Here is a 22,998-nt window from a genome sequence, read left to right on the forward strand (position 1 = left end):
TTATCGTACCTCTAACCTGTGGAAATTCCAACCGTAACCCCTCAGCTCCGCGGCATGGCGAGCACCGCCCGGGCGCGCTTCAGATGCGGCATGTCGAGCATCGCGCCGTCGAGCCCGATCGTGCCCGCGCCGGGGTTCGCGTCGAACGCCGCGACGATCCGTTCGGCGCGCTCGATCTCGGCTTCGGAAGGCGAGAAGGCGCGGTTGATCACCGGCACCTGATCGGGGTGGATCGCCAGCATCCCGCGAAACCCCGCCCGCCGTGCCTTGGCGGCGACCTTGGCGAGGCCGTCGAGATCGCGGAAGTCGCCATGGATCGTCTCGATCGGCGCGACGCTCGCCGCCGCCGCGCCGGCGAGCGCGAGCGCGCGGAACAGCTGGTAGGGGAAGTCGTATTCGCCATGCTCGTCGCGATTGTCGGTCGCGCCGAGCGCGGTCGCGCTGTCCTCCGCGCCCCAGGTCAGCGCGGCGAGGCGCGGGCAGCCGGCATAATCGCCGAGCCCGAACAAGGCAGGCGCGGTCTCGGTCGCGACGACGATGGTGCGGATTTCGCCGATCGGCAGGCCGGCGGCGGCTTCGAGCGCGGTCAGATAATGGTGGAGCCGTTCGGCCTCGGCGCGCGTCGCCTTGGGGAGCATGATCCCGTCGGGCCGTCCCGGCACGATCGCGGCAAGGTCGGCAAGGGCATGCTCGCTGTCGAGCGGATTGATCCGAACCCATAAAGGCTGCGCCCGCTCGGAACTGCGCAAATGCGCCGCGACCAAGGTCCGCGCCACTGCCTTGTTGGCCGGCGCCACCGCGTCTTCGAGGTCGAGCAGCACGAGATCGGCGCCGCTGCCGCCGGCCTTGGTCAGCTTGCGCTCCGAATCCCCCGGCGCGAACAGCAGGGAGCGTGCAATCAGCGGGTCGGCCATGGATCCTCCGGTTTATCGGGCAAGACCTAGAGCGGGCAGCGCCGCGGGTAAACCGGGAGGAGCTCAAGCCGAAGCCGCGGAAGGTCCGGCGGCTCCGGCTTGCTCCCATGCGATGCCGCTCCCCGGGGGGAGGAGGGAGGCAAAGCAAACAGGCAGAGCCGCTGGGAGACGGCGGCATCCGCACGGCCTCTCTAGGCATGCGATCCGGCGCCGTCCGCCCGGGAGAAGTCCGATACGGGATATTACCGCGTTAACCATCCCGACGTTCGCCGCTCTCGCACGGCGGGGTGTTTTTACCAGCCGTTAACGCTGATCGGTTACCTTGTCCGGACACGCATGTGGGGAACAGGCAGTTGCGCATTCTGATCGTGGACGACGAGCCGGCGATGCATGATTCCTATCGCCAGTGCTTCGCCGTGCCCGATTCCGGGACGCTCGGCGCAATGGCGGCCGAATTGTTCGGCGAAAAAGCGCCTGCCGAGCCCGCACTCGCCTTCGCCTGCGATCACCGGATGCAAGGCGTGGACGCCGTCGCCGCGGTGGCGGAATCGCTCGAAACCGGCGCGCGCTATTCGGTCGCCTTTATCGACGTCCGCATGCCCCCCGGCATCGACGGCAAGGAAACCGCCCGGCGCATCCGCGCGCTCGATCCCGACATCAACCTCGTCATCGTCACGGGCTATTCCGATTTCTCGCCGGTGGAGATCAGCCGCGCCGCCGGCCCCGCCGACAAGATCTTCTACATCGCCAAGCCGTTCCAGGCCGAGGAAGTCCTCCAGACCGCGACCGCGCTCGCCCAGCGCTGGAAAGTCGATCTCGACCTGAAGCACGCGATCGCCCAGCTCGAGGAGCAGAAGCTCGAACTCGCCGCCAACGAATCGCGCGCCATCCACATGGCGAACCACGATTCCTTGACCGACGCCCCCAATCGCCTCGCCTTCCTCCACGCGCTCGGCCAGGCGGTGAAGGGCCAGCATTGCTTCGCGATGGCGATGGTCGATCTCGACCGCTTCAAGCTGGTCAACGATACGCTCGGCCACCTCGCCGGCGACGAACTGCTCCGCATCGTCTGCAATGTGCTCCAGACCAGTTTCCGCGACGGCTTCGTCGCCCGCATCGGTGGCGACGAATTCGCGGTGCTGATCGAGGTGACCGGCGAGGACGATGCGGTGATGCGCTGCGAACGCCTGCTCAAATCCGTGACCACCAGCGTCAGGGTATTCGGCCATTCGGTCCAGGCAGGCGCCTCGATCGGGCTGATCCTGGTCGAGCCCGGCAGCATCGGCGATCCGATCGACGTCATGCGCCGCGCCGATCTCGCGCTCAACGAAGCCAAGCGCCAGGGCCGCGGCTGCGTCCGGCTGTTCGACGAGAGCATGGACGAATCGATCCGCTTCCGCCGCCAGATCGAAACCGGCCTGTCCGAAGCGATCGCCAAGGGCGAACTCAAATTGGTCTTCCAGCCGATCGTCGGCCGCGATCTGAACATCGCCGGGTTCGAAGCGCTGATCCGCTGGTGCAGCCCCGAATATGGCATGGTCCCGCCGGCGATGTTCATCCCGATCGCCGAGGACTCGAACCTGATCCACGAACTCGGCGACTGGGTGATCGACGAAGCGCTTGCCGCGCTGAAAAGCTGGCCCCGCCAATATGTCTCGGTCAATTTCAGTCCGCGCCAGTTTCGCCGGCACAATTTCGTCGGGCACGTCGTCGAGCGTGTCGCCAGCGCCGGAGTCGATCCCGGCCGCTTCCAGATCGAGATCACCGAGACCGCGATCTTCGACAATGCCGAGCGCGCCGCGGAGATCCTGTTCAAGCTGCGCCAGATGGGCTTCCGCATCGCGCTCGACGATTTCGGCACCGGCTATTCGTCGCTCTACAATATCCGCCGCTTCGCGCTCGATTGCCTGAAGATCGACCGCAGCTTCGTCGACGGCATGGGCCGCGAGCGCGAATCGGCCGCGATCGTCCATTCGGTGATCCATCTCGGCCGCGCGCTCGGCATGGAAGTCGTCGCCGAGGGCGTCGAGACCGCGGCCCAGCTCGAAGCGCTGCGCGTTGCCGGATGCAGCCATATGCAGGGCTTTCATTTGTCGCGCCCGGTCGATGCCGAGGAAGCGCTGCTGCTCGCCGAAAACGGTAGCCTGGCGCCTGTTCGCGTTCCGGAGCCGGAGGTCGCAGGCACCGGGACCGGCGGCTGATGGCAATCGCGGCGCGATTGCGCCTGCCGCGGTCGCTCGGCGCCAAGCTCGTGCTGATACTCACCGGGGTCGGACTGCTCGGCGCGACTGCGCTGACCTTGCTGCTCGCCGCCGTCATCACCCCGAACTTCAATCGGCTCGAGCGCGATGCCGTCGCCGCGCATGTCGCCCGCACCCGCGCCGTGGTCGAGGATCTCGCGATCAAGGTCGAGAATGCCGTGCGCGATTATGGCGACTGGAATGCGTCGTGGGATTATATGGCGGCGCCCAGCCGCGCGTTCGAGGAAGAGAGCTTCTCGACGCTGGCGATGGCCAATCTCGACATGGACGGCATGGCGTATGTCCGCCCCGATCGCACGATGGTGATCGCCCGCTGGATCGATCTCGCCCGCAAAGCCGAGCAACCCGCGATGCGCGACGCGCTCGCCGCGGCGATCAAGCAGCTCGATTTCGAAGCCGCGCTGCATGGCCGCAGCTCGGCGGGCTTCTATCTCAAGCTCGGCGATACGCTCGCCGCGATCGGCATCGCCCGCGTCCGGCGCAGCGACGGCAGCGGTGTGCCGCGCGGCTATGTGCTGATGGCGCGCACCGTCACTGCGGGCCAGCTGAGCATGTTGCTCCAGCTAAAGGCGAGCATCGCGGCGCCGGCCGGTGAAGTCATCGTCACCCCCAGTCCTTCGCGCACGCGCATCGCAGTGCCGATAGCGGGGCCCGGCGGACGCGCCGTCGCCACTGCGGCGTACAGCGTCCCGCGCGATCTCTCGACGCTCGGCAAGCGCATGCTGATCCTTGCGGTACTCGGATCGTCGCTGCTGCTGGCGGTGGTTTTGCTCGTGTTGCGCCGGATGATCACCCGGCTGGTGCTCCAGCCGCTCCACCGGGTCGAGCGTCACATGGGTTTGGTTCGCAACTCGGGCGACCTCGGCCTGCTCACCGAACATTCGCGCGACGACGAGATCGGCAGCCTCGTCACCGGCTTCAATTCGATGCTCCGCCAATTGAAGGACCTGCGTGAGCGCGTCGAGGTCCAGGGCTTCACGCTGGGCCGCAGCGAAAGCGCGGTCGCGGTAATGCACAATGTCCGCAACGCGCTCAACCCGGTGACGACGGTGCTCAGCCAGGGGCTGGAGCGCCCCGCCGCGATCGACCGGGCAGTGATCGACAAGGCACTTGCCGAACTCGCCGACCCCGCATTGCCGGCCGAGCGTCACGGCAAGCTCCTCGCTTTCCTGGCCGCCGCGCTCGAGGCCGCCGAGCGCGAGCGCGCCGATCGCCGCGATCAGCTCGGGATCGGCCGGGCCGCGCTGCGCCAGGTGCTCGAGATCATCGGCGCGCAACAGGAAGCGGCCAACGAACGCCCGGCGCTGGCGACGTGCGACATCAGCGAGATCGTCGCACAGAATGCCACCATCGCCCGCTATTCGGGGGAGAACTCGATCGCCTTCAGCTTTCCGTCGAAACCGCATCTGGTGCGCGCAAATCGCGTGATCCTGAGTCAGGTTGTCGGCAATCTCTTCGCCAATGCTGCCGAGGCGATAGCCGCCGCTGGCAGGGGCGGGGGCAGCATCGCGGTCCTGGTCCAGCAAAAGGACGAACGTACCGAGATCGTCATCCGCGACGATGGCGAAGGCTTCGATCCGGCGACCGCGGCGACTCTCTTCCAGCGCGGCTTCTCGACGCGCGCGCATAAATCGGGCGGGCTGGGCCTGCATTGGTGCGCCAATTCGATGCTCGCGATGGAAGGGACGCTGGACTTGCAAAGCGACGGCAAAGGTCGGGGCGCCCGCGCGGTGCTGACCTTGGGCGCGGCGGCGGCGGCCGAGGAACTGGCGGCCTGATTTCCAAAATCCTCCCTCGCGAAGCGGGGGAGGGGGACCAGCGAAGCTGGTGGAGGGGGCCTCTCCACGGGCGGAGCGCTTGCGGCCAGGCCCCTCCGTCGCCTTTGGCGCCACCTCCCCCCGCTTCGCGAGGGAGGATTGCGGATATTAACCCGCCGCCCGCTTTGCCCCCACCTCATCCCGCCGCCGCAGATAGGGCGCCACCAGATTGCGCCCCCGGAACCACTCCTGTCGCTCTGCATCCAGCGTATCGAAGTCGCCGATCACCCGCCGGCATTCGGGTGCCTCGCACCGGCACAGCATGTGCCAGTTCGATTCCCTGAGCGTGGTCGAATAATCCCAGGCGATCTCCTCGCCCGGATCGATCGCGCGCACCGCGACGAGGAACACCCCGTCTTCGGTGAAGCGCAGCCCGGCATTGGGGGCGCAGCTGTGATTGACCAGGTCGTCGAGCTGCCCCGACGGCCCCATATAATGATCGGGCGCCACCTGGACGAAACGGTCGCCGCGTCCCCGCATCAGGCTGGGCACCCGGTGCGCGGGCAGCCGTCGCCCGGTGAATTCGAGCAGGATGTCCCCCTCCGCGAACGAGGCAGCGGCGAACACGGCCTTGCCGAGATGGTTGTCACCGACTTTGAAGAGATTGTTCGAAGGCCGGTAACGGTCGAAAATGCGCAGGCCGCCGCGGCGGACGCCGAACGCGCGCACCGGGTTGATCGTCGCCAGCCCGATCAGGAACCAGACGCTGGCGTGGCAGAGCAATTCCACCAGGATATAACCGAGCTCCGCCAGCCCTAGCTCTGCGCCGCGCACTGCGATCAACAGAGTCGCGAGATCGCCGAAGGTCCACAGCCCCCATGCGGGCGAACGCTCGCGTGATCGATCAGCCCACACGCTCGCCCATGTCGGCCAGAAACTCACGGGCACCGCCGCGACCACCAGCATGTGCGCCCAGAACGCTTCGCGAAACACGAGCCAGAGCAGCAACGCAGTCAGCGATGCGGCGATGCAGAAGGTCTCGGTCGGCGAGGGCGGTGCCCAGGCCGAGCGCCGCCAGATCGCGAGGGTCACTGCGATGCAAGCCACCGCGGAGAGCGCGAACACCCAGCCTTGCGGCGCATCGGGGTTCACCGCGGCATAGGTCAGCGCTTCGAGCGAAGTCGCCGCGGCCCAGATCAGCCACGAGGCGCGATTGGGCCGGACGGTCTGGCGGCGAAGCCCGAGCAGATACACGGCATAGCCCGAAAAGCTCAGCCCGATCGCCAGCACGAACCAGATTCCGAGCCCCAATTCCGCCCCTCCCCAACGCGGCGTTTACCATGTCGGGCGACTCGCGTCCACGCGCGACTCGTGGCGACTCCGCGAGTCGCGACTCATCAGGCGTGTCGGACCGTGATCTGTTTGAAATTGTTCCCCGGCGAAGGCCGGGGCCCAGTCGCAATGACCTCCGAGAGGATGGTCTCAGCTTGCCGGGCTCGCCGAACTTGGACCCCGGCTTAAGCCGGGGACAATTCTCCAAGCTGACTTTGGAAATGCGGTAGCCCGTTTTGATACGACGGGAGCGCTTCTTTTTCCGTTCGCCGTGAGCCTATCGAAGGGCGGCTATCCACCTGCGGACCGCTTGCGGCTCCTGCCCTTCGACAGGCTCAGGGCGAACGGCCGGGGTGATTCCTACTCTAGCGTCCGCAATCCCGCACCGCCGCCAGCACCGTATCCGCCCATTCCTTCCGGCAGATCAGCAGATCGGGTATCTCCGTCGCGCGGCCGTTATACACGATCGGCGATCCATCGATCCGCGAGGCGTGCAGCCCTGCCGCCAGCGCCACCGCGACCGGCGCGCAATTGTCCCATTGGTGCTGGCCGCCGCTATGCAGGTAGATCTCGGCCGCGCCGCGCACCACTGCCATCGCCTTGGCGCCCGCCGATCCCATCCCGACAGATACCGCGCCGATCCGCCCGGCAACATCCATGCACAAGGCGCTCGGTCGCGTCCGGCTGACCAGCAGCCGCGGCGGGTTCTGCGGCTTGGCGAGCGGCGGCGGCACATTGCTCGACAAGGTGAGTCCCAGCCGTGGCAGCGCCACCGCGCCGGCCTCCGCGCGCCCGTCCACCGCGAGTGCCACATGCACTGCCCAATCCTCCCGCCGCTCGGCGAACTCGCGGGTTCCGTCGAGCGGGTCGACGATCCACACCCGGCTGCGCTCCAGCCGCGCGAGATCGTCCGCCGATTCCTCCGAAAGCACCGCATCCTCGGACCGCGCCGCGCGCAGCCGTTCGAGGATCAGCACATTGGCCTCGCGGTCGCCGCGATCGCCCCCCGCGCATTCGTCCTGGATCCGTAGCAGCAGCGCACCCGCCTCGGCAGCGATGTCGCGGGCAAGTTCGGCGTCGGTCAAATTACCGGGCTCCACGTTCCCATGATCGTCTCGACGATCCGCTCGGCTGCCTCCTCGGGCGTTTCCCTGGTCGTGTCGACTTGGATCTCCGGCCGTTCGGGCGCCTCATAGGGGCTCGATATGCCCGTAAAGTTGGCGATCTCGCCGGCGCGCGCCTTGCGATACAGGCCTTTGGGGTCGCGCCGCTCGGCCTCGGCGATCGGAGTGTCGATGAAGATCTCGAAGAAATCCCCCGTCGGCAGCATCGCGCGGACCATCTCGCGCTCGGCGCGGAACGGCGAGATGAACGCAGTCAGCACGATCAGCCCGGCATCGGTCATCAGCCGCGCGACTTCGCCGACCCGGCGGATATTCTCGACGCGGTCTGCATCGGTGAAGCCCAGGTCGCGGTTGAGTCCGTGGCGGACATTGTCGCCATCGAGCAGGAAGCTGTGCTTGCCCATCGCGTGGAGCTTCTTCTCGACCAGATTGGCGATCGTCGACTTGCCCGAGCCTGAGAGCCCGGTGAACCACAACAATCGCGGCTGCTGGCCCTTTTGCGCGGCATGCGCGTCGCGGGTGATCTCGATCGCCTGCCAATGGACGTTCTGCGCGCGGCGCAGCGCGTGGTGCAGCATCCCCGCGGCAACGGTGGCGTTGGTCGCCTTGTCGATCAGGATGAACCCGCCGAGATCGTGGCTGTCGGCATAGGGTTCGAACACGATGCCGCGGTCGGCGGCGATTTCGGCCACGCCGATATCGTTGAGCCTGAGCGTCTTGGCCGGCGCATTGGCCAGCGTGTTGACGTCGATCGTGTGCTCGGGCTCGCGCACCGTGGCGCTCACCGTCTGGGTGCCGAGCTTGAGCCAATAGGCGCGGCCCGGCAGCAGTTCGGCCTGGTCCATCCAGACGATCGTCGCCTTGAACTGGTCGGCGACCTGCGGCGGTTCGTCGGCGGCGGCGATGACGTCGCCGCGCGAGCAGTCGACTTCGTCGGCGAGCGTCAGCGTCACCGATTCTCCGGCGCCGGCCAGGTCGCGGTCGCCGTCCATCGCCACGATCCGCGCCACGGTGGTGGTCCGCCCCGACGGCAGGATTCGCACCGCGTCACCGGGTTTGACCGCGCCGCTCGCGATCAAACCGGCAAAGCCGCGAAAGTCGAGGTTCGGCCGGTTCACCCACTGCACCGGAAGCCGGAACGGCCGGGCGCGGTCGGTGTCAACTTCGACGTCTACTTGTTCCAGATGTTCCAGCAATGCGGGCCCGGCGTACCACGGCGTATTCCCGGACGATCCAGTGATGTTGTCGCCCTTGAATCCCGAGAGTGGAATCGGCGTAAAGTCCTGAATTCCAATCGATTTTGCGAACGCGCGATAGTCGTCTACGATCGCTTCATAGGCTAGCTGATCGTAGCCGATCAGGTCCATCTTGTTCACCGCCAGCACGATCCGCCGGATCCCGAGCAGATGCGCAAGATACGAATGCCTACGCGTCTGTGTCAGCACGCCTTTTCGAGCATCGATCAAGATCACCGCAAGATCCGCGGTCGATGCGCCGGTGACCATATTGCGAGTATATTGCTCATGGCCCGGCGTATCGGCGACGATGAACTTGCGTTTTTCTGTGGAAAAGAAGCGATAGGCGACATCAATAGTGATACCTTGCTCGCGCTCGGCGGCAAGTCCGTCGACTAATAGGGCAAAGTCGATCTCCTGCCCTTGGGTGCCGACACGCTTGCTGTCGGCCTTCAGGCTAGCCAGCTGGTCCTCGAAAATCATCTTCGTATCGTACAGCAAGCGCCCGATAAGCGTGGATTTTCCGTCGTCAACCGAACCGCAGGTGATGAACCGCAGCAGCGACTTGTTCTGGTGCAGCGTCAGATACGCCGAGATATCGGACGCGATCAGCGCGTCGGGACGATAGGAAGTCAAAAATAGCCCTCCTGCTTCTTCTTCTCCATGCTCGCCGTCTGGTCGTGGTCGATCGCGCGGCCCTGGCGCTCGGAAGTGGTGGTGAGCAGCATCTCCTGGATGACCTCCTCAAGGGTGGCGGCCTCGCTCTCTACCGCCCCGGTAAGCGGATAGCAGCCCAAGGTGCGAAAGCGCACCGAGCGCTCGACTGGCGTCTCGCCGGGCTGCAGTTGGAAGCGATCGTCGTCGACCATGAGGATCAGTCCATCGCGCTCCACCGTCGGGCGCGGCGCGGCGAAATAGAGCGGCACGATCTCGATTCCTTCGGCGCGGATATATTGCCAGATGTCGAGCTCGGTCCAATTCGAGATCGGGAACACCCGCATGCTCTCGCCTTTGGCTTTCCGGGCATTGTAAAGGTGCCAGAGCTCGGGGCGCTGGCTCTTTGGGTCCCAGCGGTGCGAGGCAGTGCGGAACGAGAAGACCCGCTCCTTGGCACGGCTCTTTTCCTCATCGCGCCGCGCGCCGCCGAACGCCGCATCGAAGCCATAAAGATCGAGTGCCTGCTTGAGCCCCTCGGTCTTCCACAGATCGGTGTGCAGGCTGCCATGGTCGAACGGATTGATCCCCTGCGCCAGCGCATCGGGATTGCGGTAGACGAGCAATTCCATTCCCGCGGCACGCGCGGCCCTGTCGCGCAGCTCGTACATCGCCTTGAACTTCCACGTCGTGTCGACATGGAGCAGGGCGAAGGGCGGCGGCGCCGGATAAAAGGCTTTCCTGGCGAGGTGCAGCATCACCGCGCTGTCCTTGCCGATCGAATAGAGCATCACCGGGCGCTCGGCCTCGGCGACCACTTCGCGCAGGATGTGGATGCTCTCGGCCTCGAGGCGCTGGAGATGGGTCAGGGGGGAGAAAGGCATTCAGATCCCATTGGCACGCTCTGCACGGCTAAAGCTTCGTGAACCTTCTGCCGCTATTCGACAATCTGGATGTAGGCGGCAGGGGCCTTGCTTGCGAGGCGTTCCTAATTCGGAGCGGAGAAGAAAAATTGTCAGCTCAATATCGCCGCAGCGATGATCGCCGGCCCGAGCCGCATGGCGTCAAAGGCATTATCCTCGCCGGCGGATCGGGCACGCGGCTCTATCCGGCGACGCTGTCGATCTCGAAGCAATTGCTGCCGGTGTTCGACAAGCCGATGATCTATTATCCCCTCTCGGTGATGATGCTCGCGGGCATTCGCGACATTTTGATCATTTCCACCCCGCGTGATCTGCCGATGTTCCAGGCGCTGCTCGGCACCGGCGCGGCTTTCGGAATCAACTTGGTCTACGCGATCCAGGCCGAGCCCGAGGGGCTCGCCCAGGCCTTTTTGATCGGCGAGGAATTCCTCGGCGGCGGGCCCGCGGCTTTGATCCTCGGCGACAATATCTTCCACGGCGACGCGATGGGCGCCAAGGGCCATATGGCCGCCACCGCGGCGACGGGGGGTGGCGCGACCGTGTTCGCCTATCAGGTCGAGGATCCCGAACGCTATGGCGTTGTGAGCTTCGAAGCGGAGACGGGGCGCGCCACCAGCATCGTCGAGAAGCCCGCCGATCCGGCTTCGCGCTGGGCGGTCACCGGCCTGTATTTCTTCGACCGGGACGTGACCGGGATCGCCCGCACCCTGAAGCCGTCCCCGCGCGGCGAACTCGAAATCACCGATGTGATCCGCACCTATCTCGATCGCGGCGACTTGACCGTCAATCGCCTTGGCCGCGGCTATGCCTGGCTGGACACCGGTACGCATGACAGCCTGCACGAGGCGGGCGCGTTCGTCCGCACGATCGAGCACCGCCAGGGCATCAAGATCGCTTGCCCGGAGGAGATCGCCTTTGATCTCGGTTATCTAAGTGCCGCCGAGATGCTCGATCGCGCCGATTTGATGGGCAAGACCGGCTATGCCGATTATCTGCGCCGTTGCGTGCAGGACGCGGCATGATCCGGCGCGTATTGGTCACTGGCGGGGCCGGGTTCATCGGCTCGGCGGTGTGTCGCAGGCTCGTGGGGCGCGGATATCACGTCGTTTGCCTCGATAAGCTAACCTACGCCGGCAACCGCGCCTCGCTTCGCGATGTGGAGGGTGAATCCAATTTCTGCTTTGTCGAAGCCGACATCGCCGACACTGAGACGGTGCTCCGCCTCCTGCACGACGAGCAGCTTCAGGGCATCATGCACCTTGCGGCGGAAACGCACGTCGATCGCTCGATCGATTCCCCGGCGGCGTTCGTCGAGACCAATGTCGTCGGCACGGTGCGGCTGCTCGACGCCGCGCTCGCGCATTGGCGCACACTGCCAGCGCGCGCGCGCGAGCATTTCCGCTTCCACCACGTTTCCACCGACGAAGTGTTCGGCGATCTTCCCTTCGATAGCGGGGTCTTCACGGAGACAACGCCTTACGCTCCCTCTTCGCCCTATTCGGCGTCGAAGGCAGCCTCTGACCATTTCGTCCGGGCCTGGCACGAGACCTATGGCCTGCCGGTGGTGCTCTCCAACTGCTCGAACAATTACGGGCCCTGGCACTTCCCCGAGAAGCTGATTCCCTTGACGATCCTCAATGCGATCGAAGGCAGGAAGTTGCCGGTGTACGGCCGTGGCGAGAATGTCCGCGATTGGCTCTATGTCGACGATCATGCCGAAGCGCTCGAGCAGGTGATGACGGAGGGACGCGTCGGCGAAACGTATCTGCTCGGCGGGCGCGCCGAGCGGACCAATCTCGGCGTCGTCGAGACGATCTGCGACATATTGGACGGCCGCACGCCGCTGCCCGATGGAACGCCGCGTCGTTTGCTGATCGAGTTCGTCACCGACCGGCCCGGCCACGACCGTCGTTATGCGATCGATTCTGCCAAAGCGGAATCCGAACTCGCGTGGCGACGCCGTGAGACCTTCGATTCCGGCCTCGCCAGGACTATCGACTGGTATCTCGCCAATCGCTGGTGGTGGGAACCGATCCGTGCGTCGAGCTATGGCGGCGAGCGGCTCGGAAGGGTCGCCTGAAGTTCAGCCCTTTCTAGGCTTGCCTACGCTCACCAACTCCAGGCCGGCACGCTCGGCCTCGGCGGCCGGATAGATGTTGCGCAGGTCGACCAGCAGCGGGGTCCGCAGCGTCTTCGCCATCCGGCCCAGATCGAGCGCCCGGAACTCGTCCCATTCGGTGACGATCACCAGTGCGTCGGCACCCTCGGCGGCAGCGTAGGGGCTCGCGCTGAACTCGACGCCCGGCAGCATCGGTCGCGCTTGCTCGACACCCTCAGGGTCGTAGGCGCGCACCGTCGCGCCGGCGTCCTGCAGCGCCGCGATCACCGACAAGCTCGGCGCGTCGCGCATGTCATCGGTGTTGGGTTTGAAGGTGAGGCCGAGCACAGCCACGGTCTTGCCGTGGGCATCCCCGCCCATTGCCTTGATGACTTTGCGGCCCATCGCGCGCTTGCGATTGTCGTTCACCTGCACCGTCGCCTCGACGATACGCAGCGGCGTCTCGTTATCGGCCGCGGTCTTGAGCAGCGCCAGCGTATCCTTGGGGAAGCATGATCCGCCATAGCCTGGGCCGGCGTGGAGGAACTTGCCGCCAATGCGATTGTCCATGCCGATCCCGCGCGAGACCTCCTGGACATCGGCACCGACGCTCTCGCACAGATCGGCGATCTCGTTGATGAAGGTGATCTTGACCGCAAGGAAGGCGTTCGCGGCATATTTGATGAGCTCCGAGGTGCGTCGCCCGGTGAACAGCAGCGGGGCGCCCTGATTGAGCGAGAGCGGTCGATAGATATCGCGCATTACCTGCCGCGCGTCCTCGTCGTCGGTGCCGACGACTACGCGGTCGGGGCGCTTGAAGTCCTCGATTGCCGCGCCCTCGCGGAGGAACTCGGGGTTGGAGACTACCTTCGCCCCGCTGGTCGGCGCGACCTCCGCGATGATCCGCTCGACTTCGTCGCCGGTGCCTACAGGCACGGTGGATTTGGTGACGATCACGCTGGGGCCCGTCAGGTTCTCCGCAATCTCGCGCGCGGCGGCATAGACATAAGAGAGGTCGGCATGGCCATCGCCGCGGCGGCTGGGCGTGCCGACGGCAATGAATACGGCATCCGCATCTCTCACGCCCTCTGCAAGGTCGGTGGTGAAAGAAAGGCGGCCCGCTTTGACGTTCGACGCGACCAACTCGGCCAGCCCGGGCTCGTAGATCGGCATCACGTTCTGGTGGAGAAGTTCGATCTTGCGGGCGTCCTTGTCGACGCAAACGACCTCGTGGCCGAAATCCGAGAAGCAGGCGCCGGAAACCAGGCCAACATAGCCGGTGCCGATCATCGCGATGCGCAAGGTGTGATTCCCTTTGAAGTGAAGATCATGGCGCCCTTACCCAACCGTAGGCGCAGGGCAAGGGCAGCAGCACCTAAGCGGCGATCGCCAGCCTGCAGGCACAAAAAAAGCGGCCAGATTCTCCCGGCCGCCTCACGATAGTCGTCCGGGCCGGTCAGCGCGGCTTCACTGCTGAAGTCGCTTCACCGCCGGCCCGGAAGTGACGAAAATTCAGAACGGACGGATTTCTTCGCCCGTGCTCTTTTCGCGGAAAAGAAGGCCAAACGCGAACATCATTGATCTCCCATCGTGCGCAGTGCGCGCAATCAGCGTGGTTAAAGCCAGATTAATGACGACGCAATCAGGATTTCTGCGGGATGGCGCAGGTGTCGCGCCGGGTGCGACGTTGGATTTAACCGTTCCTTCAAGGGTCTGGCCCTAGGAGTTGTGGCATGTCGGTTGGGTCTGAGCCTTCGGTGTCCATGGGGGATGATGCGTCACGCGCGGACGCTGCTGTCGTGGAAGCCAATGGAATCGGTGCGGAAATCAGTTCGCGCCGTGGTCCGGATCTGCGTGTCTGGGGTAATGCCCAGACGTCTACCGACTTGCGCAAACCAGGCCACGAACTCGCCAAGCTCGGTGAAACGGCCGTACGTCGGGAGTCCGGATACTGGCGAATTCTGTCCCAATGTGAGATTGTGAACTTCGCGACCCTGCGTCGTCACCTCGGCCGGCCGAGGGCCGATACGCTAATTCTCGATGTTGGCGCGCGAATCGCTGCGCTTTTGCCTGAGGTTCGAATCCTCACTGCCGGGCGCGCTCTGGTCGAAATAGCGTTCGAACGCGAGAAGCCCGAAATGGGCGCCGCCGACATCGAACGGCTGCGCCTTGCGCTCGCGCAACCGTTCGACCTGGATGGCGAACCCTACCAACTGCAGATGCAGTTTGGCGTCGCTGCCGCCCCTTGCGACGATTGCGATGACGTTCGGCTGACCGAAGCCGCGGAATCGGCGCTCGAGCAGGCGCGCAGCGAAAAGCGCGTGGTCATGCTCGATCTATCGCGTGTCGACCTGAGCTTCGACCGCCTCACATTGATGCGCGAGCTTCCCGGGGCCATCGCTGCCAATGAGATGTTCCTGCAATATCAACCCAAGGTGCATGTGCGCCGGCAGGAGATCAGCAGCGCCGAGGCACTGGTGCGGTGGCAGCACCCGCAGCGCGGGCTGATCCTTCCGGGGGACTTCATCTCGGTGGCCGAGGAGGCCGGCGAGATCGGTGCGTTGACGATGTGGACGTTGCACCAAGTGATTGCCGATCAGAAGCGTCTCGCCGCCGAGGGGCACGATCTCACGCTCTTCATCAACATCTCGGGCATGCTGCTCGCCGACGCCGAGTTCGTGAGGGAGGCCTGCGCCATCGTCTCGACGAGCGGCGCAAAGCTCGGTTTCGAGATTACCGAGACCGCAGTGATCCGCGATCCGGACAGCGCGATCCAGCATCTCCAGACCTTCGCCGATATCGGGGTCCAGCTTGCGATCGACGATTACGGGGCAGGGCTGTCTTCGCTTGCCTATCTCAAGCGGCTGCCGGCCAAAGAGCTGAAGATCGACAAGATGTTCGTGATGCAGCTGACCTCCAGCAATCGCGATCCGCTGATCGTCCGCTCGACGATCGACCTTGCCCATGCACTTGAAATGGAAGTCACCGCCGAGGGTGTCGAAACGCCGTCGGCGCTGGCGCTGCTCAGCGTGATGGGCTGCGACATGGTGCAGGGGTACCTGCTTTCGCGCCCGCTAGGGTTCGATGCATTTCGCAAATACCTTGTCGACGAGGCGCATCTCGCCAGTTCGGCAAACGTCCAGTCGTTCATCCGGCCCGAGAGTTTCTGGAAGCGCGCGTGACCCGCGGCGCGCTCCGCGCACTCGGCGTCGCGCTTGCCTTGGTTGCGAGCCAACCGGCATTTGCACGGGAGCCCGACTTCCCCAAGCCGCTCGCGGCGCAGATCGATGCTGCCAAAAGCAGCATGATGGCCGACCAAGCCCAGACGCTGCGCCACGTTCAACTGATCGATGCGCTGGCGCGCCGAATTCCGGATCCCCGGCAGCGCGCGCTGGCACTCGCCACTGCCCGATGGCTCGGCGCCGAGGCCTATTTGCGCAGCAATGCGGCCGAGCGCGCCAAGCCGCTTCTCGACGACAGTCTTCGCCTCATTGAGGGGATAGCCGAACCGATCAAGCTCCGCGGCGATCTGCTGATGTCGCAGGGCGCCTTCTACATGCAGGCCGACGACGCCGTGAAGGCATTGACGCGATATCAGGAAGCGTTTCGCGTCTTCGGTTCGGTGCGCGAGCCGCGAAGCCAGGCGATTGCGCTTCAGAACATCGGCGCTCTCTACGGCATCGCGAACGACGACAATCGCGCGCAGCAATATTATCGCCAGGCATCCGAACTTTATGATGGCGACCCGGCGCTCTCGCTGTCGCTCCACAACAGCCGCGGCAATGTCCTCACGCGCGTCGATCATGGCAGGGCGGAGGCCGAGAAGGAGTATGAAGCCGCGTTGGCTATTGCTCGACAGCTGGAAAAGCCGTTGCTCGAAGCGCGCATCCTGGTGAACCTCGCGCGCAATCAGGTCGAGCTCAAGCATTTCGAAGCTGCCGATCATACCTTGGCGCGGGGCTTCAAGCTCGTCGAAGACGCCGATTCCGATCTCTTGCGCCGCCATCTGCTCGCCACCGCCGCGAGGCTGGCCTCGGATCGAGGCGACAAGGCGCAGGCACTTCGGTTGATCACCGAGTGCTTCGCCGGGGTGGATCTGACCATGACCACCGGCGATTTCCGCATCTCGCATTCCTTCGCTTATGATATTTTACGCGATTCCGGGGCATCGAAGCTCGCGCTGGCGCACCTTCAGGCGATGAAGCGGCTCGATGACGAAGCCAACAAGGTCGCCACCACCACCGGCGCCGCCCTGATGGCTGCTCGCTTCGACTCCGCCGAGCAGCAGGCGCGGATCCAGACGCTCAAGGCCGAGGAAGCGCGCCGGACCGCCGCCTTCCGGCTCACCTTGCTGCTCAGCATCGGCGGCGCGACGCTCGTCATCATCGCCTTGCTCAGCTTCGGACTGATCACGCTGCGGCGCAGCCGCAACCAGATCCGGGCGACCAACATCGTCCTCGGCGATACCAACGCCGCGCTCGAAAAGGCATTGCAGGCCAAGACCGAGTTCCTCGCCACCACCAGCCACGAAATCCGCACCCCGCTCAACGGCATCCTCGGCATGACTCAAGTGATGCTCGCCGATGCGAAGCTCGACCCGGCTACCCGCGACCGCATCGAGATCGTTCACGGCGCCGGCGTGACGATGCGCAGCCTCGTCGACGACATCCTCGACGTCGCCAAGATGGAGACGGGCAATCTCACGGTCGACGCGGCGCCGGTGGACCTGTGCGCGACGCTGCGGGAAGTCACCCGGCTGTGGGACGAACAGGCACGTGGCAAGGGGCTCGGCTTCCGCCTCGAGCTCAGCCATGCGCCAAACTGGATCGTCAGCGACGCGGGACGTCTCCGCCAGATCGTGTTCAATCTCCTGTCCAATGCAATCAAGTTCACCGAGCGCGGCAGCGTCACGCTGCGCGCCGTGGCGGAAGGAGAGGGCGTGGCGCGGCGCCTCCGCCTCGTCGTCAGCGACACCGGAATCGGCATCCCCGCCGACAAGTTCGAGCAGGTCTTCGAATCCTTCCGCCAGGTCGACGCAGGGACGACCCGGAAATTCGGCGGTACCGGCCTCGGCCTCACGATCTGCCGCAATCTCGCCCGCGCGCTGGGCGGTGAGATCATGGTCGAGAGCATCGAAGGGCAAGGCACGTCCTTCACGGTGGATTTGCCGCTCGTCCTCGCCGAGGCGCCGGTCGACATCGGCACCGGCATGGCGCGCAGCGGCGTCGCAATGGTGATCCTCGACCGCAATCCGATTGCGCGCAGCATGCTGCGCACCCTGCTCGAGCCGCGGCTCGCCTCGCTGCGCTTTGCCGGCAGCGCGGAGGAAGCGCATGCGCTGATCGCCGATGCCGTCACCACGCACCTCCTGGTAGACGAGGCGACGCTCAAGGCGAGCGACAGCGATCCGATGGAAACCCTGGAAGTGCTCGCCGCGGCCGTCGCGCCGGGCCACTGCACGGTCCTGTGGATCAATCCCGACGCCGAGATGAGGGCGCAGCTTCTCGCAACGGGGGTCGGCAACATCGTTGTAAAGCCGGTTTCGGGTGCGGCGCTCGTCGCGGCGGTCGTCCAGGATCCGGAAGAAAATTCGGACCCCGGGGCCGGCCGCCGTCTTGTGTCCCAGGCGGCTTAGGACGATAGCACACTAATATGATAAAAACGGTCGCAGAAATTCATTCCGTCCCTTGCGGCGGCACGCCATGAACATCCTGTTCATCGAGGACGATCCGATGAACCGTCGGGTTGTGAAGGACATGCTCGACGTGGCCGGCGCAACCATGGCCGAGGCGAGCTGGGCCGAGGAAGGTCTCGAAAGGATCGACGCCGAGAATTTCGACGTTATCCTCGTCGATCTGCGCATGCCCGGCACCGACGGCTTCGAGACGATCCGCCGCATTCGTGCGCGCGGCGACGAGAAGGCCGACCTGCCGATCGTCGTGGTCACTGCAGATACCGCAGTCGATCTGCGCGAGCGCTGCCTCGCGCTCGGCGCCGACGACGTGCTGTTCAAGCCGGTGGCGATGGACGCGCTGTTCGATTCGATCGGCCGGGTGCTGGCCAGCCGCAGCGGCGGCATCCTGGCCTGAACGCCCCTCTCCGGGCGGCAAAAGTCGCACAGACCGGGGTCTGCTGCGCGGCGGTTGACTTGCTGGGCGTTTTTTTGCGAGCGAGTTGACTCGCTAAGTTATTATTATCTTTGTATAAAATCTGGATACCGGTTGACTCGGCGCGCAGCTTCACGCCGCCTACGCGGCACCTACGCGGCACCTACGCGGCACCTACGCGGCACCTACGCGGCACCTACGCGGCACCTACGCGGCACCTACGCGGCACCTACGCGGCACGAGGGTCATTTGTGCGCGGCTGTGCGTTGACTCGCGATCGATGGTTCCGACGATGTCAAAGGGCGGACGGAGGGCCGGCCGGCGTAGGCAAGCAGACGAAATCCAACATTGCAAGTACCCGCGAACGAGGACCTCGACTCGAGCCCAGCTGCGATGATGTCGGGAGGACAGTCCAGCGCGTCGGATTCGTCGAGCCTGGGCCCCGGCCTTCGCCGGGGAACAGATTCAGATCTCTTGAATCACGCTCTAATCCTCCACGATCCGGGAATGCTTCGCAGTGTCGCGCATCTTCAGATAGGTAATCAGCGAAATCGCGATCATTGCGGTGACATACCAATAGAAGCCGCGTTCCCAGCCGGCGTCCTTGAACCGGAAGGCGATATATTCGGCGGTTCCCCCGAACAGCGCGTTCGCCAGCGCATAGGGTAGCGCCACGCCGAGGGTGCGGATGTGCGCAGGAAACAGCTCGGCCTTCACCACTGCGTTGATCGAGGTGTAGCCGGTGACGATCACCAGCGCGCCGAACATGATCAGAAATGCCGTGAACGGGCTCTTCACCGTCTCCAGCGTCGTGAAGATCGGCCAGGTCAGCAGCACGCCCAGCACCCCGAAGCCGACCATCAGCGGCTTGCGCCCGATCCGGTCGGACAATGCCCCCGCCAGCGGCTGGATCAGCATGAAGCCGAACAAGGCTGCGGCGTTGATCTGCGAAGCCGTCGCCCGGTCGAAGCCCGCGGTGTTGACGAGGAATTTCTGGAGGTAGATCGAATAAGCGTAGAAAGCGAGCGTGCCGCCCGCAGTGAGCAGCATCACCACTGCCGCCTCGCGCGGATGCTCGCGGAACAAGGCGAGCAGCCCGGAGCGCCGTCCTTCGCCGCGCGCATTCTCGAAGCTCTCGGTTTCGGCCAGCCGCCGCCGCAGCCAGAACACCACGACCGCCAGTGCGCCGCCGATCGCGAACGGGATGCGCCAGCCCCAGGCGTCGAGATCGGCCTCGCGCAAGGTCGCCTGCAGCACCAGCAGCACGAGCAAGGCGACCAACTGGCCCGAGATCAGCGTCACATATTGGAAGCTCGAGAAGAAGCCGCGATGCTTCTTGCCGGCCATCTCGGAAAGGTAGGTCGCGCTCGCGCCATATTCGCCGCCGACCGAAAGCCCCTGGAGCAACCGCGCGAGCACCAGCATCACCGGCGCCGCCGCGCCGATCGTCTCATATCCCGGGGTCAGCGCGATGATCAGCGAGCCCGCACACATCAAGGTCACCGACAGGGTCAGCCCCGCCTTGCGCCCGTGGCGGTCACCATAGACGCCCATCAGCCAGCCGCCGATCGGCCGCATCAGGAAGCCGACGGCAAACACGGCGGCGGCGTTGAGCTGCTGCGCGGTCCGGTCCCCCTCGGGGAAGAAATGCGGCGCGAAATAGAGCGTGAACGCCGAATAGGCGTACCAATCATACCATTCGACGAGATTGCCCGCCGATCCGCCGAGGATCGATCGCAGGCGGGACGCGCGGGCAGGTGCCGAGGATGCCATCGCGGCGCACTATAGCGGCGCCCCGCCTGCCGGGAAGTGGTACAGAGGGAACCACCTTGGCAGACGGGGCGCCTCGACCGGCACAGGGATGCCGGCCGCTCCACCCCAGTGGAGATCGCGGATTCATCGTGCTCCTGCGAAAGCAGGAGCCCAGAGCCACGATTGCTGTCCTGCGTGACACTGGACTCCTGCTTTCGCAGGAGCACGGTTTGCTACCGCGTCAACAGGGTTGAAAGCGGCGCGGCGGGGGGACCGCATCGTGCGATTTCGCGGGATGCCGAAATATTTCAGAGGTGGAAGATCACTCCGCCGGCAGACGCACGCGGACCCGACCGCCGCCCGCGTCGCGGTTGCCGAGGACCACTTCGCCGCCATGCGCCTCGGCGATCGAGCGGACGATCGCCAGCCCCAGCCCGGTGCCTCCCGTCGCCCGATTGCGCGAGGCCTCGCCGCGCACGAACGGCGCGAACAACGCCTCGGCGCGGCCGACGGGGAAGCCCGGGCCCTCGTCCTCGACCAGCACTTCGGCCCAGCCGGCGGACACCGACCAGCATAGCCGCGCCCGATCGCCATAGCGCACCGCGTTCTCGACCAGATTGGTGAACAGGCGGCGCAGCGCCACCGGATCGCCCTCGATGACTACGCGCGGGCCGAGATCGACTTCGACCGGCATCCCCGCTGCGGCGAGATCGTCGCCCAGGCTCTCGATCAGGCTGCCGAGATCGAGCCGCGCATGCTGCTCGCGGTTGCGGTCGTCGCGGGTGAAGCGCAGCACCGCGCCGAGCATCGCGCGCATCTCGTCGATATCGGCGGCGGCACGGTCGCGCGCCGCCTCGGGGAGCTGCTCGACCCAGAAGGCGATGCGCGAGAGCGGGGTGCCGAGATCGTGCGCGATCGCCGCGAGCATCGCCGTGCGGCCCTCGGCCTGCTGGAGGATGCGATCCTGCATTGCCTCGACAGCTTCGGCGAGTTCGCGCACTTCGCGCGGGCCGCCGTGCGGGATCGCCGGCCGGGCGCCGAGCCTGGCGCGAGTCGCGGCGTAAGCGAGCTCGCGGATCGGGCGCGAGATCCGTGCCGCGACGTACCAGGCGAGCACCGAGAGTATCACGAGCGTGATCAGCATCCCCGCCAGCCGGCGGAAGTGCCAGCTGGTGAAGGTGGGCGGCGGCGCAGTCGAGACGAGGATCCAGCCGTCTCCGTCACGCCGTCCCACCGTGAAGCTCCCCCGAATATCGCCGTCGGGATCATGCGGCGGAAATTCGTAGAGGCCGTGCACGCTCTCGACCGGCGTGGGGATCAGCGCCGCGATCGCCGCGTCGCGCTCGGGCGAGGGCTGCTCCTCGGTGCGGCCGAAGCGGTCCTCGCTGATCCGGACGACTTCGATGCCGCGGGCGTTCTCGGGAGCCCGGCCGGTGCGCAGCGCCTCGGCGACGCGGGCGACCGGCATCGGGCGGAACCACGGCGGGGGGCCGCTGAACATCGTCGTGAACTGCACCGTCGTCGCGATCAGCGCCGCGGCGATCACCAGCAGCACGATGGGAAGCGTGATCGACCTTGCGCGCCTCACCTGGCGGTCACTTCGGCGACGAACATATAGCCTTCGTTGCGGATCGTACGGATCAGCTCGTCGCGGCCGGGGCGGGCGAGCTTCTTGCGCAGCCGGCTCATCTGCACGTCGATCGCGCGGTCGAAATGCTCGGCCATCGGCCCGCGCGAGAAATCGAGCAGCATGTCGCGCGTCAGCACGCGCCGCGGCCGCTCGGCCAAAGCGAGCAGCAGCCGGAACTCGCCGTCGGACAGGTTGATGATGACGTTTTCGGGATCGTAGAGCTGGCGCACCACCGGATCGAGGCGCCAGCCGGCGAAGCGCAGGAAGCTGCGCTCGGGCAGCTTCGCAGCCGGCTTGCTGTCGCCGCCGCTGCTGCGGCGAAGAACCGAGCGGATCCGCGCGAGCAGCTCGCGCGGGTTGGCAGGCTTGGCGACATAATCGTCGGCGCCCATCTCGAGCCCGACGATGCGGTCGACATCCTCGCCGATGACCGAGTGCAGGATCACAGCGGGTCCGGTCTCGCGGTCCATCGAGCGCAGGATGGTCAGCCCGTCCTCGCCCGGCATCATCAGGTCGAGCACTACCAGGGCATAATCCTGCGCGGCCATTGCCGCGCGCATCTCGGCCCCGCCCGCGGCGGTATCGACGACATAGCCGTGCTGCGACAGAAACCCGGCGGTCAATTCGCGGATGCCGGGATCGTCGTCGACGATGAGGAGGCGAGTCTCGAGGTCCAGAGCGTAGGCTAACTGCATGCGGGTGGCGTGGCAGGCGAACCTATCGGGCGCGTTGCAGCGCTGCAACGCATTGTAATGTGGGCGCAGTGTGACCTTTAAGGCACAGGACTTTGATGCATTCCAGCCGAGATTCTCGTGTCCAGGCTGCCTCGGACCTTGAAAAATCGGATTTGCGCTGATAGGTGCCCTCGATCACGCCGCGGCCTGCGCTCCGGCGAACCCTATTCTATTGTATCGAGATTGGAGCTGTACGGCCTTATGCAAATCATCGTTCGCGACAATAACGTCGACCAGGCGCTGCGGGCGCTCAAGAAGAAGCTGCAGCGTGAGGGCGTCTATCGCGAGATGAAGTTGCGTCGTCACTACGAGAAGCCCAGCGAGAAGCGCGCCCGCGAGCGTGCCGCTGCGGTTCGTCGTGCGCGCAAGCTCGAGCGCAAGCGGGTCGAGCGCGACAGCGCACGGTAAGGCCTGCGCGAAACGCCAGGGTGCGTTTCGCCTTACCTTTACTACCCTTTCGCGTGCCCTTGCTGGAGC

General features: G+C 65.5%; 17 protein-coding genes. 8 read left to right on the forward strand and 9 right to left on the reverse strand.

From position 1 onward, the window contains the following. Positions 1-41 precede the first annotated feature (41 nt). Positions 42-914: an HpcH/HpaI aldolase/citrate lyase family protein gene (locus E5A73_RS18210; protein WP_135965264.1), complete on the reverse strand. Its 873-nt coding sequence runs from the start codon at positions 912-914 to the stop codon at positions 42-44. Between the two features lie 353 nt (positions 915-1,267). On the opposite strand from E5A73_RS18210, the gene E5A73_RS18215 reads away from it, so the two are divergent. Both E5A73_RS18215 and E5A73_RS18220 read left to right on the forward strand, forming a co-directional pair. After that, a complete protein-coding gene (locus E5A73_RS18215; RefSeq protein WP_420822587.1) occupies positions 1,268-3,115 on the forward strand; it encodes a GGDEF/EAL domain-containing response regulator in 1,848 nt (615 codons plus the stop codon). Further along, on the forward strand, positions 3,115-4,953 hold the full coding sequence (locus E5A73_RS18220) for an ATP-binding protein (RefSeq protein ID WP_135965265.1): 1,839 nt from the start codon (positions 3,115-3,117) through the stop codon (positions 4,951-4,953). Before E5A73_RS18215 ends, E5A73_RS18220 begins: the two co-directional genes overlap by 1 nt. Before the next feature lie 147 nt (positions 4,954-5,100). Here E5A73_RS18220 and E5A73_RS18225 read toward each other — a convergent pair whose 3' ends face one another. From E5A73_RS18225 to cysD, 4 genes are all read right to left on the reverse strand, one after another. Continuing rightward, the gene (locus E5A73_RS18225; protein ID WP_135965266.1) at positions 5,101-6,243 is read right to left on the reverse strand and encodes an SET domain-containing protein; all 1,143 of its coding nucleotides are present in this window, start codon (positions 6,241-6,243) and stop codon (positions 5,101-5,103) included. A 386-nt stretch (positions 6,244-6,629) separates the two neighbouring features. Beyond that, entirely contained in the window at positions 6,630-7,349 is a 720-nt protein-coding gene (locus tag E5A73_RS18230) for a 3'(2'),5'-bisphosphate nucleotidase CysQ (RefSeq protein WP_135965267.1), read from the reverse strand. Next, positions 7,346-9,259: a sulfate adenylyltransferase subunit CysN gene (cysN, locus tag E5A73_RS18235; protein WP_135965268.1), complete on the reverse strand. Its 1,914-nt coding sequence runs from the start codon at positions 9,257-9,259 to the stop codon at positions 7,346-7,348. The genes E5A73_RS18230 and cysN overlap by 4 nt, the downstream gene beginning before the upstream one ends. Beyond that, positions 9,256-10,161 carry a sulfate adenylyltransferase subunit CysD gene (gene cysD / locus E5A73_RS18240; RefSeq protein ID WP_135965269.1) on the reverse strand — a complete coding sequence of 302 codons (906 nt, stop codon included), beginning with the start codon at positions 10,159-10,161 and terminating at the stop codon, positions 9,256-9,258. Before cysD ends, cysN begins: the two co-directional genes overlap by 4 nt. Positions 10,162-10,289: 128 nt before the next feature. Here cysD and rfbA point away from each other — a divergent pair, with 128 nt between their 5' ends. Next, complete coding sequence (gene rfbA, locus E5A73_RS18245; protein WP_135965270.1) at positions 10,290-11,222, forward strand: glucose-1-phosphate thymidylyltransferase RfbA; 933 nt, start codon at positions 10,290-10,292, stop codon at positions 11,220-11,222. Continuing rightward, complete coding sequence (gene rfbB, locus E5A73_RS18250) at positions 11,219-12,280, forward strand: dTDP-glucose 4,6-dehydratase (protein WP_135965271.1); 1,062 nt, start codon at positions 11,219-11,221, stop codon at positions 12,278-12,280. Before rfbA ends, rfbB begins: the two co-directional genes overlap by 4 nt. A 3-nt stretch (positions 12,281-12,283) precedes the next feature. On the opposite strand, the gene E5A73_RS18255 is transcribed toward rfbB, so the two are convergent. After that, complete coding sequence (locus E5A73_RS18255; protein WP_135965272.1) at positions 12,284-13,600, reverse strand: UDP-glucose dehydrogenase family protein; 1,317 nt, start codon at positions 13,598-13,600, stop codon at positions 12,284-12,286. Positions 13,601-14,364: 764 nt separating this feature from the next. Between E5A73_RS18255 and E5A73_RS18260 the strand changes: the two genes are divergently transcribed. The 3 genes from E5A73_RS18260 to E5A73_RS18270 all read left to right on the forward strand — a co-directional run bounded on the left by E5A73_RS18260 (position 14,365) and on the right by E5A73_RS18270 (position 18,387). Beyond that, positions 14,365-15,480, forward strand: a complete 1,116-nt coding sequence (locus E5A73_RS18260; protein WP_240700255.1) for a putative bifunctional diguanylate cyclase/phosphodiesterase — start codon at positions 14,365-14,367, stop codon at positions 15,478-15,480. Beyond that, positions 15,477-17,933: a tetratricopeptide repeat protein gene (locus E5A73_RS18265; RefSeq protein WP_135965273.1), complete on the forward strand. Its 2,457-nt coding sequence runs from the start codon at positions 15,477-15,479 to the stop codon at positions 17,931-17,933. Before E5A73_RS18260 ends, E5A73_RS18265 begins: the two co-directional genes overlap by 4 nt. 67 nt (positions 17,934-18,000) lie before the next feature. Then, positions 18,001-18,387 carry a response regulator gene (locus E5A73_RS18270; protein ID WP_135965274.1) on the forward strand — a complete coding sequence of 129 codons (387 nt, stop codon included), beginning with the start codon at positions 18,001-18,003 and terminating at the stop codon, positions 18,385-18,387. Between the two features lie 504 nt (positions 18,388-18,891). Here the strand turns inward: E5A73_RS18270 and E5A73_RS18275 are convergent. The 3 genes from E5A73_RS18275 to E5A73_RS18285 form a co-directional block, all read right to left on the reverse strand. Next, positions 18,892-20,178: an MFS transporter gene (locus E5A73_RS18275; protein ID WP_135965275.1), complete on the reverse strand. Its 1,287-nt coding sequence runs from the start codon at positions 20,176-20,178 to the stop codon at positions 18,892-18,894. Between the two features lie 301 nt (positions 20,179-20,479). Next, on the reverse strand, positions 20,480-21,745 hold the full coding sequence (locus tag E5A73_RS18280; protein WP_240700256.1) for an ATP-binding protein: 1,266 nt from the start codon (positions 21,743-21,745) through the stop codon (positions 20,480-20,482). After that, positions 21,742-22,482 (reverse strand): response regulator, encoded by a 741-nt coding sequence (locus E5A73_RS18285; protein ID WP_135965276.1) that lies wholly within the window; start codon positions 22,480-22,482, stop codon positions 21,742-21,744. Before E5A73_RS18285 ends, E5A73_RS18280 begins: the two co-directional genes overlap by 4 nt. Before the next feature lie 240 nt (positions 22,483-22,722). Between E5A73_RS18285 and rpsU the strand changes: the two genes are divergently transcribed. Continuing rightward, positions 22,723-22,929 carry a 30S ribosomal protein S21 gene (rpsU, locus tag E5A73_RS18290; RefSeq protein WP_019368605.1) on the forward strand — a complete coding sequence of 69 codons (207 nt, stop codon included), beginning with the start codon at positions 22,723-22,725 and terminating at the stop codon, positions 22,927-22,929. Positions 22,930-22,998 lie beyond the last annotated feature (69 nt).

Source organism: Sphingomonas gei (assembly GCF_004792685.1).
Lineage (GTDB): Bacteria > Pseudomonadota > Alphaproteobacteria > Sphingomonadales > Sphingomonadaceae > Sphingomonas > Sphingomonas gei.